Source organism: Desulfurivibrio alkaliphilus AHT 2 (assembly GCF_000092205.1).
Taxonomy (GTDB): Bacteria; Desulfobacterota; Desulfobulbia; order Desulfobulbales; family Desulfurivibrionaceae; genus Desulfurivibrio; species Desulfurivibrio alkaliphilus.
The window spans coordinates 2274259-2289595 of record NC_014216.1 but is presented as its reverse complement, the minus strand read 5'-3'; the positions used below and the strand labels follow the sequence as shown (position 1 = coordinate 2289595).

The following is a 15337-nucleotide window of genomic DNA, read 5'->3' as shown; positions in this document are numbered from 1 at the left end:
TATGCTTGGCAATTAACCTGCAAACCCCGTAATTTAACCGGTTCCTTTCATTATCACAATGCTAATTCGTCTGGTGGCCCTCAACGCCCGTTTTGTTCATTCCGCCCCGGCCCTGTTTTACCTGCGCCAGCAGTTGGCGGAAAACCTGCCGGCCGCCCGGCTGGAGATCTGCCAGCTGACCATTAACGACCCCTATTACGAAACCCTTCAGGGCTTGCTGGATCAGGAGCCGTCAGCGCTCTTTTTTTCGGTTTATGTCTGGAACGCCGTTTACACCCGCCGCCTGCTGCTCGACTTGCGGCAGGTGAGGCCCGATTTGCCGCTGGTTCTCGGCGGTCCCCAGGCGCCGCATCTTGATCTGCCCCGGGAGGTTGCCGCGGCCGGGGTCTGTGTGGTGCAGGGGCCGGCGGAAGGGCTGGGGCCGGATTTTTATGCCGACCTGGCTGCCGGTCGCCTGCCGTCGACTTACCAGGCCGATTTCGCTGCACCTTTCCGCCTGCCGTACCGGCCGGAGGATTTTGCCGCTGAACTGCAAAACCGTCATGTTTACTACGAGTCTTCCCGGGGCTGCCCCTTTGCCTGTTCCTATTGTCTCTCCTCGGCCCGGCGGGGGGTGGCTTACCGGGAGCTCCAGGAGGTCCTGGTTGAACTGGAGCTCCTGCTGGCCGCTCGCCCCAAAAGCATTCGCCTGGTGGACCGTACTTTCAATGCCCCGCCGGAACGGGCCCTGGAGATCTGGCGTTTCCTGGTGGCCCGGAGCCGGGAAGGGGCGGCCGCCCCGCCGGGGCCGGGCGCACCCGCCGAGGCACCCGATGCGGTGGCGCCGGCTGCGCCACCGTCTGAGCCGCCCCCTGAGCCACCGGCGACGGTTTTCCACTTTGAAATCGCCCCGGATCTTTTTACCGACCAGGCCCTGGAGTTTCTGGCCACGGTGCCGCCGGGCCTGTTTCGCTTTGAAATCGGCCTGCAGTCATTTAACCCGGCCAGTCTGGCGGCGGTTAATCGTTACCCGGACCTGGCCAGGGCCCGGGAGGCTATCCGGCGGCTGGTGGCCGGCGACAATATTCATCTCCATTTAGACCTGATCCTGGGCCTGCCCTTTGAAACCCGGGCCAGTTACCTGGAATCGTTGAACGGTATCATGGCCCTAAGGCCCCACCAGCTGCAACTGGGCCTGCTTAAGGTGCTGCCGGACACGCCGCTGGCGGCGCGCCGACAGGAGTTTGCCCTGCGCTGCTGCCAGGAACCGCCCTATCCGGTTCTCGCCACCCGCTGGCTGACCAGGGATGAGGTGGCCGAGCTGTATCGCCTGGGTGAGCTGATCGAATCTTATTACAATCCGCGTTTTTTTCTCGCCACCCTGAATTATCTGTTACGCCGGGAGATCAACCCGGCCGCATTTTTTCAGGAACTGGCCGCCACCTGTGCCACCCGGAACTTTTTTGGCCGGGCCCGCACCCAGGAGTTGCTCAGCAGCGCCCTTGCCGACCATTTTCGCCGGCGCGACGACGCCCAACTGGCCCTGGAGCTGTTGCGTTTCGACTGGCTGGCCTGCGGCCACCGCCGCTGGCCGGAGCATTTGCAGCGGCCGGTGGAAGCCGGCCGGGACCGCCTCAAAGAGGCCCGGGATCGGCTCTGGCACCAACTCCCGGACAACCTGCCGCCGTTTTTTACTTCCGCCGACCGCAGCGCCTTTTTTAAACGCAGTGTCTTTGCGCCCTTCAGTGCCGTCGCCCTTGAGGAACTGGGGCTTGGTGACGGCCGTCGGGGCGGGGTGGTGGCCTTTCTGCCGGGAAAAAATAGTGGCCTGAAAGCGAGGCAGGCCACGGCGGTTTTTGAGTTGACCGGATCGCCCCCGGTGTAGGGTATAAATCAAGATAAAAAAATATGGACAAAATGAGAAAGCATACTAGGATAGAATGGCGAAACCTTTTGTGGGCTAGGAGGATAATCGATAAACTGCTGACTGGTTGGTAACCGATTTTAATGGCAAAAAAAGAAAAATTGCGGGTGGCGTTGCTGGCCGGTGGCAAATCCGGTGAGCGCGAGGTTTCTCTGGCCGGCGCCAGAGAGGTTGAAAAGGCCATCAACACAGAGCGATACGATGTGCGCCGCTATGATCCGGCCACCGACCTTGCCCGCTTGGTGGCCGATGCCCCGCAGCTCGATGTGGCCTTTATCCTCCTGCACGGTCCCTTGGGCGAAGACGGCAGCATCCAGGGCCTGCTGGACCTGCTGGAGATCCCCTATCAGGGCAGTGGGGTCTTGGGCAGCGCCCTGGCCATGGACAAAGACCTGGCCAAGCAGCTCTACCGCCATGCCGGCCTGCTGGTCCCGGCCTGGGAGATGGCCGGGTCGGCTGACCTGGACGATCCCGCTCGGCTGCTACAGTCCCTTAAGCTGCCACTGGTGGTCAAGCCGGTACGGCAGGGCTCCAGCCTGGGCATGAGTCTGGTCGATCAGCCGGCCGAACTGGTACCGGCCCTTAAACTGGCCTTTGATTTTGACGATCAGGTTATGGTCGAGGAATTTATTGCCGGCCGGGAACTGACCGGCGGGGTACTGGGCAATGCCGATCTTACCCCCCTGCCGGTGGTGGAGATTATCCCTGGCAAGGAATATCGCTTCTTCGACTATCAGGCCAAGTATCAGGCCGGCGCCACCCGGGAGATCTGCCCCGCCCAACTTCCCGCCGAGGTCACCGCCGAGGTCCAGCGTTGCGCTTGTCTGGCCCATCAGGCCTTGAATCTGCGCGGCTACAGCCGCACCGACATGATCCTGGCCGAGGGTGGCCTCTATGTGCTGGAAACCAATACCATCCCGGGGATGACCCCCACCAGTCTGTTGCCTCAGGCCGCAGCGACCCATGGCCTGAGTTTTGGAGCGTTACTGGACCGATTGCTGGAACTGGCTCTGGAAGGCAGGGGAAAATAGATGGCCCGGCAGACCACCAAGGAACCGTTGCTGATCGTGGAGGATGATCCCGTTACCCGGCGGTTGTTCGAGGCGGTGGCCGAGATTGAAGGCTACCAGGTATACGCCTGTGAAGACGCCGAGCGCGGCTGGGAGGTTTTTCAGCGTCATAATCCCCGCATCGTGGTGCTGGACTGGCTGCTGCGCGGCATGGACGGCCTGGCCTTGGCCCGCCTGATCCGGCAGCACGCCGACGGCCCCTATGTGACCATCCTGATGGTCACCACCCAGGAGCGGCCCCAGGAGATGGAAGAGGCCCTAAAGGCCGGGGTGACCTACTATTTGACCAAACCGGTAAAACGGGATTTTTTCCAGGCCTGGCTGGCGGCGGCCCGAAAAAACAGCGATGACATGCGCCAACTCCAGGAACACCAAGAGGCCAGGGAGAAGCATCGCCGGGAACTGGAGTCGCTCAACGCCCAACTGGAAAGCGCCATTACCCGGGCCAACGAAATGGCCGCCGAGGCCTCCCGGGCCTATATTGAGGTCAATCAGATCTTCAAGACCGTAGCCGGCGGCATTCTGCTCATCGATACCCGGCACCGGATCCTGCGTTTTAACGAAGCATTTTTGCGGATGGCCGGAGTTTCCTCGGTCAAGGCCAAAACCGCCAAGTGCTACGAGGTTTTCCCTTCAACCATGTGTCACAGCCCGGCTTGCCCTATGCGGCGGATCAAGGCCGGGGAAGAGGTGGTGGAGAACGATATCGAGCGCCCCGGCCCCAACGGCGGCCCCTCCCATTATCATGTACTGGCCACCCCATTTCGCGGTCCGGCCGGTGACATGGTGGGGATCGTTAAGCATATTTCCGATGTCACCAGCCGGGTGCGGGCGGAGAAGGCTCTGCAGGAAAGCGAGCAGCGCTACAAGGAGCTGAGCATCATTGATGAACTCACCGGGCTCTACAACAAGCGCTACTTCAACAAAAACCTGATCCCGGAAGTGGAGCGGGCCCGGCGTTACGGTAATGTCCTGAGCCTGCTGATGATGGATGTCGACAACTTCAAGCACTTCAACGATACCTACGGTCATCCCCAGGGTGATCGGGTGCTGGCGGCCATGGGCGAGTTGCTGCGGAACACGGTGCGGCTCAACGACCTGGCCTGCCGTATCGGCGGCGAGGAGTTTGCCGTTATTCTGCCGGAAACCACGGGGGAAAACGCCCTTGGGCTGGCGGAACGGTTGCGGCGTAAATTTGCCGAGCTGGAATTTCACCCCACGGAAGGGGTGGCGGTACAGAAAACCATGAGCATCGGGGTGGCGGAGTTTGAAACCGATGAAACCCCCGAATCGCTGCTGGCCCGAGCCGACAGCAACCTCTACGCGGCCAAGGAGGCCGGCCGCAACCGCTGCATCCTCCGTTAAAAGCCCGTCAGCACCGAATCTTCGGGCGATCGGCCCGGCTTGCGTACTGATGTACGCGGCGCCGGGCCGCTTGCCCGAATCTCCGGCACTGACGGGCTTTTAAATTCCTTGACCGCAAAATGTGGTGCGGCTGTTCGCTTACGCAGTGTTACATTCTGGGGTCGAAGTAGGGCCTGATGGCTTCCGGCAGGCGGATGGTGCCGTCGGGCTGCTGGTGGTTTTCGTAGATGGCCGCCAGGGTGCGGCCAACCGCCAGGCCGCTGCCGTTCAAGGTGTGGACCAGGGTGCTTTTGTTGCGGTCTTTGGGGCGGTAGCGAATGCCGCCGCGGCGGGCCTGGAAATCGCCGAAGTTGCTGCAGGAGGAGATCTCCCGGTAGCAGTTCTGGGCCGGCATCCAGACCTCGATGTCGTAGGTTTTACGGGCAGAAAATCCCAGGTCGCCGCTGCACAGGGTGACCACCCGGTAGGGCAGCTCCAGCAGTTGCAGCACCGTTTCGGCATTGCTCAGCAACATCTCCAGCTCTTCCTCGGAGCTTTCGGGGGTGGTGAATTTGACCAGCTCCACCTTGTCGAACTGGTGCTGGCGAATCAGCCCTTTGGTGTCGCGGCCATAAGAGCCGGCCTCGGAGCGGAAACAGGGGGTGTAGGCGCAGTAGCGGATGGGCAGCTCCTGTTCGGCGATGGTTTCCTCCCGGTGGATATTGGTAACCGGCACCTCGGCGGTGGGAATCAGCCAGAGATCGGAATCGGCGATTTTGAACAGATCCTCGGCGAACTTGGGCAGCTGGCCGGTGGCGGTCATGCTGGCGGTGTTGACCAGGAAGGGGGGCAACACCTCGGTATAGCCGTGGCGCTGAGTGTGCAGGTCCAGCATGAAGCTGATCAGGGCCCGTTCCAGGCGGGCGGCAAAGCCTCGCAGCAGGGCAAAACGGGCCCCGGAGAGCTTGGCGGCCCGGCCGAAATCCAGGCTGCCGTCCTCCTCGCCCAACTCCCAGTGGGCCTTGGGGCTGAAAGCAAACTCGGGCGGGCTGCCCCAGCGGCGGTACTCGACATTATCGGTTTCGTCGTTGCCAAGAGGTACCGAGTCGTCGCAGAGGTTGGGGACCCCCATGACGATCTCCTCCAGCCGCTGGTCGATCTCCGCCAGTTGCTCCTCAAGCTCCTTGAGCCGCTGACCCAGTTCCTTGGTGGCCGCCATTTTAGCCGCCGCCTCTTCTTCCCGACCCGCCTTTTTCAGGGTGCCGATCTCCTGGGACTCGCTTTTGCGCCGGTTGCGGCCGCTTTCCAGTTCCTGCAGGATATCGCGGCGCTGCCGGTCCAGAGAGCTGAAATTATCCAAAAGGGCGCGATCCAGACCACGGGCGGCGGTTTTTTCTTTGACCAGTTCCAGGTTTTCCCGGATAAAACGTAATTCCAGCATTTTTTACTCCTCAGTATCCCAGATCAGAGTGACAGTTTTGCCGCAGGGGAAATACCCGCACCAGCTCATCCGGCAATAATTCCCGGCGGTTGGCCGGGGCCAGAATGATGGCGTTCATGGTTTCGCCGGGCGGCAGCGGGCGGACCAGCAGCCGCCCCCGGTCGGCCTGCAGTTGCGCGTCTTTCAGTTGAATTACCCGGCCCCGGCGCAGTTTCAGAGCTTGCCGCAGGTGGGCTTGCACGATCAGCGGCCGGGGCCGATGGTGGCCCTGGGCCCGGCGCAGAGCGGGCGCCACCAGCAGGTAAAAGAGCAGGTGCACCGCCGGTGGCGGTCCCGGTAAGCCGAAAAAAAGGGTGCTGCCCAGCAGGGCGGCCATGGTGGCCTTGCCCGGGCGCAGGCGCAGTTCCCGGTACAGCAGGTGGGCCTGCAGGCGGGTCAGCACGCCGTCCACCAGGTCATACTTGCCCGGTCCCATCCCGCCGGTGGAAATAATCATCGCCAGGCCGCTTTCCGCCTGGCGATGCAAAATGGCGGCAATGGCCCCGGGGTCGTCTTTGACCGTCCCCAGGTCCACCGGCTCCCCCCCCCAGCGGCGGATCAGGCCGGCCAGAAGGAAGCGGTTGCCGCTGATCAGATGACCGGGTACCGGGTTTTCCCCGGTGTCATCCAGTAGCTCGCTGCCGGTACAGAGCAGCCCGACCCGGGGGCGGGGGTAAACCGCCAGCTCCCCAACCCCGGCGGTGGCCAGCCGCGGTAAATGTTCCGGGGCCACCGGCCGCCCGGGCGTTACGATGATCTGGCCCCGGCGCAGGTCGGCGCCCACCGGGCGAATATAATCGCCCGGCCGGCAGGGCGAGGAGAGGGTAATGTAATCTTCTTCCTCCCGGTAAACCCTTTCAAAGGGAATAACGGCATCGGCCCCGGGAGGCAGCAGGCCGCCGGTCATGATCCGGTAAGCCTGGCCGGGCTGCAGCCGTTTGGCGGGCCGGGTTCGTCCGGCGGCGATTTCACCGACCACCGCCAGGCGAATCCGGGGCGGGTAACCGGCTGTTTCCTCGGCGCCGCCTGTTTCCTGGCTGTCGCTGGCCAGCAGGGCGTAGCCGTCCCGGCTGGAGTGGGGAAAGGAAGGTACCGCCAGGCGGGCCCGGGCGGCGGTGGCCGGGATTCGGCCCAGGACCCTTTCCAGCGGCACCATTTCCGGCAGGCCCGGCCGGCTGTGGGCCAGAATCTGCCGCTGCGCCTGCTGCAAAGTCAGGATGGTCAAAGGTCTTCCCGGTAGTTGATGTTGGTAAAGGCCGGGTCCGATGCCGCCGCCAGGCCCAGTTCCGCCGCGGTCATCCGGCGCACCCGCAGTTCCTGCAACAGCAGGCTGAGTTTGCCCTCGCCCCGGGCCAGGGCCGCCTCCACCGCCGGCAGAATTCGCCGGTGATAAACGGCATGCAGGGGCTCAGGCCCGGTGGTCGGCGCCGGCAGAATCACGTCCCAGTCGCCGGGGCAGCGGCACAGCCGCCGGATAACCGCCCCGTTGAGGTGGGGCATGTCACAGGCGACCACAAAGGCCCGCGGGGCGTCAATGCGGCGCAGGGCCGCCTGGATCCCCCCCAGGGGGCCGGCGTTAAGTACCAGGTCGCCGGTCATGGGCCAGCCGAGGAAGGCGTAATCGGCCGGGGTGTTGGTCACCAGCAGCCGCTCGCTGAAAATTTCCTCCAGCACCGCCGCCACCCTGGCCACCAAGGGGCGGCCCCGGTAGTGGGCCAGGGCCTTGTTGCTGCCGAACCGGCTGCTTTTGCCACCGGCCAGAATCACTCCCGCGGTGGCTTCGGTAAAGTCGCCGGCCGCCGCTTCAGTCGGCATGATTGCCGCTGTGGTCATCGGGATTATGGCCTTCGGTGATGTTCAGGGAAATTTTGCGGGGCCGCTCGCAACCTCGCAGGCTGGCGATCATCCCTTTAATGCCGCGCCGCAGCAGGGAGGCGGCGAAGCGGTTTAATGGTACCGGCTGCCCGTCCACCTCCAAGTGAATATAAGAGCGCCCGGTGGGAGTGGCCTGTTTAGCCGCCTGCCGCAGGTGATCCTCCAGGAAATCGGCCAGTTCCTTGATCTGATCCGGGGCAAAGCTTGGCAACCCAAGGTTTGCAGGCGGGTCGGCGCTGACCATGGCCAGCCAGGTGGCGTCCCGGCCGGGCAAGGGGGAGGGGTGCAGCTCCGCCCGGTAAACTTCAATCTTGGGCAGCCGGGTGTGCTTGTAGCCTTCCGCCAGGACTAGGTCGGCATCATTGAGGTAGCGGGTGACCAGTTCGTCGACCCCCAGGTCGCGGTCGGTATCGCGAACCAGGCCGATACCGGTGGGGGAGGCCAGCACCACGGCATCCGCCCCGGCCTGCTTGTGCCGCCAGGTATCCTTGCCCGGCGTATCCATGGTAAATTCATGGACATGGTGCTTGATGGTGCCGACTTTCAGGCCCCGCCCCTTAAGCTCGGGCAGCAGCTTTTCCAGCAAGGTGGTCTTGCCGCAGTCGGGCATGCCCACCACCGCCACCACGGGTATTCGCGTCATATTATTATTCCTGTTAAATACCGCCAATCAGCCCGGGGGCCAGGCCAGGGCACGACCGCCCAGGACGTGCATGTGCAGGTGAAAAACGGTTTGTCCTGCTTCAGCGCCGTTGTTCATCACCAGGCGGCAATCGGTAATCCCCTGTTCGGCGCCCAGTTGAGCCCCTTTACGGACCAGGGCGCCGATGATGGAGTCGTCGCCGGGGGCCAGATCGCCCGGCCCACTGACATGTTTCTTGGGAATGACCAGGAAATGCTTGGGGGCCTGGGGCGCTATATCCCAAAAGGCCAGCAGTTGGTCATCTTCGTACAGCTTCTGGGCGGGGATCTCCCCCTTGATAATTTTGCAGAACAGGCAATCTTCCGGCATGGTTGGTTCCTCCTTACCAATGATGGAATCGCAAAAAGTCCGTCCCTGGCTTTTTCTAGCTAGTGGTCGACCCAAAAAGATAGGCCGACCTATGCGCACAGCCCCTGTTGCAGCGGGCCGTTCATCGGGAAAGTTGTAACCGTTGGCCAAGTCTAACAACACGGTGGGTTAACGATTACAGGAAAATAACGGTCGGCAGCGGTAAATGTCAAGCCGTAAACCGAAGTTGAAAGGCGGGGTGACGCCCGGGGAAAAGATATCGTTTTTTCGGAGATTTTCGAGTAAGGTTGGTAACCCTGCTGTTTCAGGGAGTTTTGCAAGTTTTTGAAGGGAGCTGGTTATGCGTCAACTGGTGGTTGATCAACTGAGCCGGGAAGAACGGCAGAATATTGAAAGTTACCTGAAACGTCATTTGCGGCCCGGCCCGATGACCGATCTTTACTGGCTGGAGTTGCCCCGGGAGTTGTGGGGGGCTGCCCAGCAAGGGCATGAAGAGTGCGCCCCTTTTTTCTTCGCCGTTGAGTTGACCGAAAAGCAGGCGATTTTTGAGTTGCTGGTGCGCAGTTCCGGCAACCTGCACTGTACCTGCATCGGTTACCCGGAGCCCCGCCAACGCGCTTATCTGCTTGATTTTTTCGACCACCTGCTGGCCACCGAAAAGATTCGCGCTTAGCAACCCCCTTGAAAAAGCAAAGCGTGGCTTTGTCAACGGGCTGCCAAGGATTGCCAGGAGCCGGCCGCCAAGGGTTGTTTAGAGGCTTGACTTTTGGCCCTCCGTCCTCCTAGCATGGTCTAGCCTGGCCGGCGCTCACCGATCCCGTGACCGGCAGCATGGGCTTTAATCTTACTGGTGTTTTTTATGGTGGCGACCCTCGCTGGAGTTCCCCAACATGTCTCTCTAACCCTGGATCAGCTGCTCCGGGATGGGGAGGTGGCGGTCATCGTCGACGATGATCCCGCTATCCGTGAACCCCTGCACCGTTATTTTGCCAGCCATGGGCTGGCGGTGGAGGAGTGTGCCGACGCTTCCTCGCTACTTGATCTGCTGACCCGGCGCAAGGTTGCCCTGATGCTGCTGGACATCGGCCTGCCCGATATCGACGGGGTTACCCTGCTGCCCAGGGTGGTGGAAAAAGATTCCGATATCGCGGTGGTGATGCTCACCGGAGTGGCTGATCTGCAGGTGGCCCTGGAGTGCATGCGCCAGGGGGCCACCGATTACATTTCCAAGCCGGCCAATTTCGACCAGATTTTTCATGTTGCTCGCCGGGCGTTGGAAAAACGCCGCCTGCTGCTGGAAAACCGTAAATACCAGGAAGAGCTGGAGGAGGCTCATTTCCGGCTGCGGCTGCTCCACCAGCTTTCTTTGAAGATGAACAACGTTTACCTCAGCACCGTGGAACTCGACGAGATTCTGCAGGCGGTGCTGGTGGGGATCACCGCCCAGGAGGGGCTGGGCTTCAACCGTGCCTTTCTGGCCATGTTCACCAAGGATGACAAGGAACTGCGGGGACATATGGCCATCGGTCCGGGCTGCCGGGAAGAGGCCGGCCGGATCTGGGGAGAGATGCGGGAAAAGGGGATGGATTTCGGCCAGATCGTGCAGGATATCAAGCAGCGGTGCACGCAAGATGACTCGGAGGTCAACCGCATCGTGCGGCGCCTTACCGTGTCGGCCGATGAGCACGATAACCTGCTGATCAAGGCGGTGAACAGCCGCCGCAGTGCACTGGTCTCCCGGGAGCTGGGCGGTTTTCCCCTGCTGCTGCACCGCCACTGGGGCAACGGCGAGAAGGACGGTAATGGGGGGCATCTGCCCGCCGGCGACCCCCTGCCGGTGCCCCACGAACTGACCAGTATTTTGGGTGAGGACAGCTTTGTGGTGGTGCCGCTCTATTCCCCCGGGCGGGCCTTCGGGGTGATCATTGCCGACAACTACGTGACCGGCAGGGCCATCACCGGTGTCCATGTCAGCGCTCTGGAGCTCTTTGCCAGCCAGGCCAGCCTGGCCATTGAGCAGAGTCACTTGTACCAGGAAATGCAGCAGCGGCTGGCCGAGTTGGAGGCCCTCTACGATGAGCTCAACCGCAGCAAAGACCTGCTGGTTGAAGCCGAGCGTTACTCGGCCATCGGTCAGATGGCAGCCCAACTGGTCCACACCATCCGCAACCCCATCACCTCCATCGGCGGAGTTTCCCGCATTCTGGAGAAAAAGTCCGACGATGAAAGCTGGGGTAAATATATCAAGGTGATTACCCGGGAAACCGCTCGTCTGGAGTCCACTCTGAACGAGCTTTTCGATTTTGTCAGCCAGGTCAAATTGGAAAAACAACCCCTGCAGCTTTGCGACCTGGTGAAAAAGACCCTGCTGTTGCTGCAGCAGGAGCTCAAGCGGCAGCAGATTACCTGGGATATCCTGTGTCCGCCCGGCGGGGTAACGGCCAATGCCGATGAACGCCAGATGCGGCAGGTTTTTCTGCATTTGCTGAAAAACAGCGTCGAGGCCATGCCCCACGGTGGTCAACTTACGATTACCATCTTGGTCGAAGAGGAGCAGGCGGTGGTCAAGGTGCGTGATACCGGTACCGGGCTGCCGAGCTCTCAGGTTGAGCGGGCCCGGGACCCGTTTTTTACCACCAAGACCTACGGTACCGGCATGGGCCTGACCCTGGTGGAAAAGGCGGTGGAGGCCCACGGCGGCACCTTTTCCCTTAAAACCGCCAAAAACGGCGGGATGGAGGCAACCGTCCGGATTCCTCTATGAGTAAGCGTTCAGCAGCACCGCATCTTCGGGCGATCAGCCAGGCTTACGTACAGGGGTACGCTGCGCCTGTCTGCTTGCCCGAACCTGCGGCACTGCTGAACGCTTACGGCCCGTTAAGCCGGCAGTTTAGTGCCCCTGGTGAACGGATTCCTCTATGAAGATCAGCGAGCTGACCTTGCCAACCCGCCCGGTTCAGGGCCGGGGAGACGCCCCGCCGGGCGAGCGGCCCGCCGGGCCTGCTTCTTCCTGGGAGCCGGGGCGTCTGCTCCAGGGCCGGGTGGTAAGTGCCGGGGCCGACGGCCGAGTGGTGCTGGAGCTGGCCGGGGAACGGGTCAACGCCCGCAGTTCGGTGCCGCTGACCCCGGGCCGGGAGTTCTGGTTTGAGGTGCGCCAGGGGGGCAGTGAACCCCGCCTGGCTTTGGCGGACCAGAAGGGGGCCATGTATCGCTTCCTGCAACAGGCCACCGGAGGGCTGGGCGAGTTGAGCCGCCTGGGACAACTGGCACCCCTGGTCAGGGCGGCCAGCGGCGGCGGCCTGCCGGCAGAACCGGCGGATTTGCTGGCGCGCCTGGCCCTGGGACCGCAGCCGGCCCCGGAAAAGATCATCCAACTGGCTTCCTGGCTGCGGCCCGGCGGTTTTGGCGAGCGGGGCGGCGCCGCCTGGTCCGCTGCGGCAGCCGCAGCCGGTTCCGGTGCCAGCCGGCCCCCCGCCGGCTTGGCGGAACAACTGCAGGCGGCACTGACCATTTTGCGCCAGCAGCCACCGGCCGGGGTTGACCGGGAGCTGCTGGCGGCGCTGGGCAGGGTCGGCGGGATGCTTGAGGCCATGGTCGGGATCAATGAGCAGCAGCCGGCCACCCAGCAGATGCCCCTGTGGCTGCTGCCCTGCTTTTTTGCTTTCGACGCCGGGGCCGGCAGTTGGCTGCTGAGCCGGGAAGAAAGCAAGGAAGAAGGGGGGGAGGAGGTCATGACCCTGGCCTTTTTCCTCGAGATGAGCAGGCTGGGTGAATTGCAGTTGCAGGTCCGAGTGCAGGGCGAGCGGTTGGTGGGAGATTTTTTCCTGGCCAGCGCCGAGGCGGCCGATTTTTTGCGGAGCCGGCTGGGGGAGTTGCGCCGGCGTCTGGCCGAGCTGGGGTATGAAGCGGATTTTCGCTGCCTGGTCAGTGCCGGGGCGCTGTTGCCGGCCCTAAAAGAGGCCCTGGAAAAAACCACCGGCGGCGGCGAGCGGCGGCTGATTGACGTGAAAGCTTGATCTTTTTTACGGGGCGCCGCCGGTTAGAGGGAGGGCAAAGGTAAAGGCGCTGCCTTGCCCCGGACCGGCCGAATCGGCCCGAATCCAGCCGCCGTGGTGGGTTACGATCTTCCGGCATAATGCCAGCCCCACCCCGCTGCCCGGGAAATGCTCGCGGCTCTGCAGGCGGGAGAAGACCTGGAAAAGACGGTGCTGCTGATCGGGTTCGATGCCGATCCCCTGGTCGCTGACCGTTACCAGCCAGTACTGGTCGCTGATCCGGCTGTTGATCTCAACTTTGGGCAGCGCAGCCGGGCGGTGATACTTGAGGGCGTTGTCCAGCAGGTTCTGCAGCAGCCGGGTGATCTCGTCGCGGCTGGCAAATATTTCCGGCCACTGGCCGTGAATGTTGATTTCCGCCTGTTTTTCCTTGATTGCCGGCTCCAGAAAGAGCAGGGCATCTTCCAGGGCCTGGCGACTTTCCAGGGGTTGCTTGGGCTCGGTTTTGCGACCCACCCTTGAGTATTCCAGCAGGGCCACGATCATCTGGTCCAGTCGCCGGGCGCCGTCCAGGGCAAAATGGAGTGATTGAGCCTCGGTGTCATCAAGCCGGGGGCCCAGTTGCTTGGCCAGCAGTTCCAGGTGGCCGCTGACCATTCGCAGCGGCTGGCGCATGTCGTGGGAGACGGCATAGGCGAATTGCTCCAACTCGGCGTTGGATCGCTTGATTTCATCTTCGGCGGCCTTGCGGGCGGTGATGTCCACCAGGCTGCCCTCGGCATACAGCGGCTTGCCTTGTTTGCCGTGAATCAGCCGGGCGCATAAAGACACCCAGATGGTGCTGCCATCCCGGCGGCGCATGGCCACTTCAAAGTCTTCCACAGCCCCCTCTTGCTGCAGGATCTGCCACAATCGCAGCCGGTCTTCAGCTTGCACATAGAGCTGTTCTTCCAGGTTTTTAATCCCCAGCAGCATCTCTTCCGGCCCCTCGTAGCCAAAAATTTTGGCCATGGCCGGGTTGATCAGGTAAAAACGCCCCTCCTGGCTGCTCTGAAAAATCCCCCTCTGGGACTGTTCAAAAATCTGCCGGTAACCCTCTTCGGCTTCTTTCAGGCGCCGGGTCTGCTCCTCCAGGTTGGCGGCCATTTCGTCGAAGGCCTGGGCCAGTCGCCCCAACTCGTCGGAACCATGGGGCAGGGCGCTGCGCACGGCCAGGTCGCCGTCTTTCAGGCGCTGGGTGGCGGTGACCAGTTTACCCAGCGGGGTCAGCAACAGGCGACCGCTGAACAGCCAGATTAGCATCAGGGCGGCCAGCACGGCGCCGCCCAGAAGCTGCAGATTGCGCCACAGGGCCAGGCGGCTGGCCAGCAGGGCCTCCTCTTTCAACACCGCAATATGGATGATCGTATAGGGGGCAGGGTCATGGGGTAGAAAAAGCTGCCGGTAGGCAATAAGTCGCGGGCGTTGGAGGCCGTCGAGTTGAAGCATGGCGCCCTGCGGCTCGGGGCCGCTGAAAATTGTCCAGAGATGATCCGGGGCCTTTTCACCGGTAAGGAATTTGTCGGTGGGCGGGTAACGAAATAACCGCCGGCCTTGGTGATCCAGGATGCCCAGCACCGTTTGCGACGGCAGCTCGGCTTTCGTAAAAGTGTCGACAAACAGCTCAAGGCTGTAGCCGGCCTGGATCACCCCCGCCAGGTGCTGCCGTTGGTCATAAACCGGCAAAGCAAACTGAAAACTGGGGGTGCGGGTGATGCGCCCGAGACTGTATTCTCCGGCGGCCAGTCGCCCACTGGCCACGGCCTGGCGAAACTGGCGGCTGTCGGCATTGTTGAACGGCTCAACCGTGCGGCCGCTGGCCACCATGTCGCCGTCGAGGTTAAAAAGCCCGATATTGGTAAGATGGGGCAGGGAGTCCAGCAGTTCGGCGAAAAAAGCGCTACAGGCCTCGCCGTCCAAGCATTCCACCATGGGCAGGCGGGAGAGGGTTACCAGCATGGTGCCAATGGATTCCGCCAGCAGTTCCTGTTGGTTGGCGATGGTGTCCACCAGCAGAATAGCCTCCCGGTGGGCTTCGGCAATGGCCTCCTGGCGACGCTCATGGCCGGTGTACGTGATGATCACCAGGGCCGGCGCCAGGGTTACCGCCAGCAACAGCAGCAGTTTGTTGCGGATGGAGGAGCGAAAAAAGTGGTTCACGTCTGCTCCTGGTAAAAAGTGGCAACAGGCAGACCCTGACGGCAAAAAAGGGGCCAATTTTCCCAGTTTTTAGAGGCCTCAATATCTTTTTGTAAAGCAAAAACGGCACGCAAACAAGCGGGAAAACCACCAGAACAAAAAAAGGGGTTAGCTCCTGAAAGCTAACCCCTTGATTTAACTGGCGTCCCCAACCGGATTTGAACCGGTGTTGCCGGCGTGAAAGGCCGGTGTCCTGGACCTGACTAGACGATGGGGACCAAGATCTATTCTTTGGTCGCGGCAAGGGATGGCGGAAAATCAACCGATCGGCCTTCTTCCGCCTTGTCGATGGTGGGTCGTGTTGGACTCGAACCAACGACTCTCTGCTTAAAAGGCAGGTACTCTACCAACTGAGTTAACGACCCCCCTTGCTGAGACGCACTCTTTTACAACAGCCTGGCACCGATGTCAAGGGAAAGC

General features: G+C 62.0%; 12 protein-coding genes and 2 tRNA genes. 6 read left to right on the top strand and 8 right to left on the bottom strand.

The features are described 5' to 3' along the window. Nucleotides 1-58 precede the first annotated feature (58 nt). From DAAHT2_RS10025 to DAAHT2_RS10015, 3 genes are all read left to right on the top strand, one after another. Complete coding sequence (locus DAAHT2_RS10025; protein ID WP_013164173.1) at nucleotides 59-1864, top strand: B12-binding domain-containing radical SAM protein; 1806 nt, start codon at nucleotides 59-61, stop codon at nucleotides 1862-1864. A gap of 122 nt (nucleotides 1865-1986) precedes the next feature. Beyond that, nucleotides 1987-2934 carry a D-alanine--D-alanine ligase family protein gene (locus tag DAAHT2_RS10020; protein ID WP_013164172.1) on the top strand — a complete coding sequence of 316 codons (948 nt, stop codon included), beginning with the start codon at nucleotides 1987-1989 and terminating at the stop codon, nucleotides 2932-2934. Continuing rightward, nucleotides 2935-4338, top strand: coding sequence for a GGDEF domain-containing response regulator (locus tag DAAHT2_RS10015; RefSeq protein ID WP_013164171.1), 1404 nt, complete (start codon nucleotides 2935-2937; stop codon nucleotides 4336-4338). It abuts the gene before it with no gap. Nucleotides 4339-4486: 148 nt separating this feature from the next. Here the strand turns inward: DAAHT2_RS10015 and serS are convergent, their stop codons facing one another. The 5 genes from serS to DAAHT2_RS09990 are packed head-to-tail and all read right to left on the bottom strand — an operon-like array spanning nucleotide 4487 to nucleotide 8684. Continuing rightward, a complete protein-coding gene (serS, locus tag DAAHT2_RS10010) occupies nucleotides 4487-5758 on the bottom strand; it encodes a serine--tRNA ligase (protein ID WP_013164170.1) in 1272 nt (423 codons plus the stop codon). 10 nt (nucleotides 5759-5768) lie between these two features. Beyond that, on the bottom strand, nucleotides 5769-7022 hold the full coding sequence (locus DAAHT2_RS10005; RefSeq protein ID WP_013164169.1) for a molybdopterin molybdotransferase MoeA: 1254 nt from the start codon (nucleotides 7020-7022) through the stop codon (nucleotides 5769-5771). Next, entirely contained in the window at nucleotides 7019-7630 is a 612-nt protein-coding gene (gene mobA / locus DAAHT2_RS10000) for a molybdenum cofactor guanylyltransferase (RefSeq protein ID WP_013164168.1), read from the bottom strand. The genes DAAHT2_RS10005 and mobA overlap by 4 nt, the downstream gene beginning before the upstream one ends. Further along, nucleotides 7602-8315: a molybdopterin-guanine dinucleotide biosynthesis protein B gene (gene mobB, locus DAAHT2_RS09995; protein ID WP_013164167.1), complete on the bottom strand. Its 714-nt coding sequence runs from the start codon at nucleotides 8313-8315 to the stop codon at nucleotides 7602-7604. The genes mobA and mobB overlap by 29 nt, the downstream gene beginning before the upstream one ends. 27 nt (nucleotides 8316-8342) lie before the next feature. Continuing rightward, the gene (locus DAAHT2_RS09990) at nucleotides 8343-8684 is read right to left on the bottom strand and encodes a histidine triad nucleotide-binding protein (RefSeq protein WP_013164166.1); all 342 of its coding nucleotides are present in this window, start codon (nucleotides 8682-8684) and stop codon (nucleotides 8343-8345) included. A 340-nt stretch (nucleotides 8685-9024) separates the two neighbouring features. Between DAAHT2_RS09990 and DAAHT2_RS09985 the strand changes: the two genes are divergently transcribed. The 3 genes from DAAHT2_RS09985 (at nucleotide 9025) to fliK (ending at nucleotide 12700) form a co-directional block, all read left to right on the top strand. After that, on the top strand, nucleotides 9025-9357 hold the full coding sequence (locus DAAHT2_RS09985; protein WP_013164165.1) for a hypothetical protein: 333 nt from the start codon (nucleotides 9025-9027) through the stop codon (nucleotides 9355-9357). A gap of 186 nt (nucleotides 9358-9543) precedes the next feature. Next, nucleotides 9544-11448, top strand: coding sequence for a response regulator (locus DAAHT2_RS09980; protein ID WP_013164164.1), 1905 nt, complete (start codon nucleotides 9544-9546; stop codon nucleotides 11446-11448). A 154-nt stretch (nucleotides 11449-11602) separates the two neighbouring features. Then, nucleotides 11603-12700, top strand: coding sequence for a flagellar hook-length control protein FliK (fliK, locus tag DAAHT2_RS09975; RefSeq protein WP_013164163.1), 1098 nt, complete (start codon nucleotides 11603-11605; stop codon nucleotides 12698-12700). Between the two features lie 6 nt (nucleotides 12701-12706). On the opposite strand, the gene DAAHT2_RS13970 is transcribed toward fliK, so the two are convergent. From DAAHT2_RS13970 to DAAHT2_RS09960, 3 genes are all read right to left on the bottom strand, one after another. Beyond that, a complete protein-coding gene (locus DAAHT2_RS13970; RefSeq protein WP_013164162.1) occupies nucleotides 12707-14878 on the bottom strand; it encodes an ATP-binding protein in 2172 nt (723 codons plus the stop codon). Between the two features lie 179 nt (nucleotides 14879-15057). Next, nucleotides 15058-15135, bottom strand: a tRNA-Glu gene (locus DAAHT2_RS09965). A 71-nt stretch (nucleotides 15136-15206) separates the two neighbouring features. Beyond that, nucleotides 15207-15282 (bottom strand) — tRNA-Lys (locus DAAHT2_RS09960). Between the last annotated feature and the right edge of the window lie 55 nt (nucleotides 15283-15337).

Bases quoted from the DNA above. Each gene is read 5' to 3' on its own strand.
- DAAHT2_RS09985 (WP_013164165.1), top strand. From the start codon at position 9,025: ATGCGTCAACTGGTGGTTGATCAACTGAGCCGGGAAGAACGGCAGAAT.
- serS (WP_013164170.1), bottom strand. From the start codon at position 5,758: ATGCTGGAATTACGTTTTATCCGGGAAAACCTGGAACTGGTCAAAGAA.
- mobB (WP_013164167.1), bottom strand. From the start codon at position 8,315: ATGACGCGAATACCCGTGGTGGCGGTGGTGGGCATGCCCGACTGCGGC.
- DAAHT2_RS09980 (WP_013164164.1), top strand. From the start codon at position 9,544: ATGGTGGCGACCCTCGCTGGAGTTCCCCAACATGTCTCTCTAACCCTG.
- DAAHT2_RS10015 (WP_013164171.1), top strand. From the start codon at position 2,935: ATGGCCCGGCAGACCACCAAGGAACCGTTGCTGATCGTGGAGGATGAT.
- DAAHT2_RS09990 (WP_013164166.1), bottom strand. From the start codon at position 8,684: ATGCCGGAAGATTGCCTGTTCTGCAAAATTATCAAGGGGGAGATCCCC.
- DAAHT2_RS10025 (WP_013164173.1), top strand. From the start codon at position 59: ATGCTAATTCGTCTGGTGGCCCTCAACGCCCGTTTTGTTCATTCCGCC.
- fliK (WP_013164163.1), top strand. From the start codon at position 11,603: ATGAAGATCAGCGAGCTGACCTTGCCAACCCGCCCGGTTCAGGGCCGG.
- DAAHT2_RS10020 (WP_013164172.1), top strand. From the start codon at position 1,987: ATGGCAAAAAAAGAAAAATTGCGGGTGGCGTTGCTGGCCGGTGGCAAA.
- mobA (WP_013164168.1), bottom strand. From the start codon at position 7,630: ATGACCACAGCGGCAATCATGCCGACTGAAGCGGCGGCCGGCGACTTT.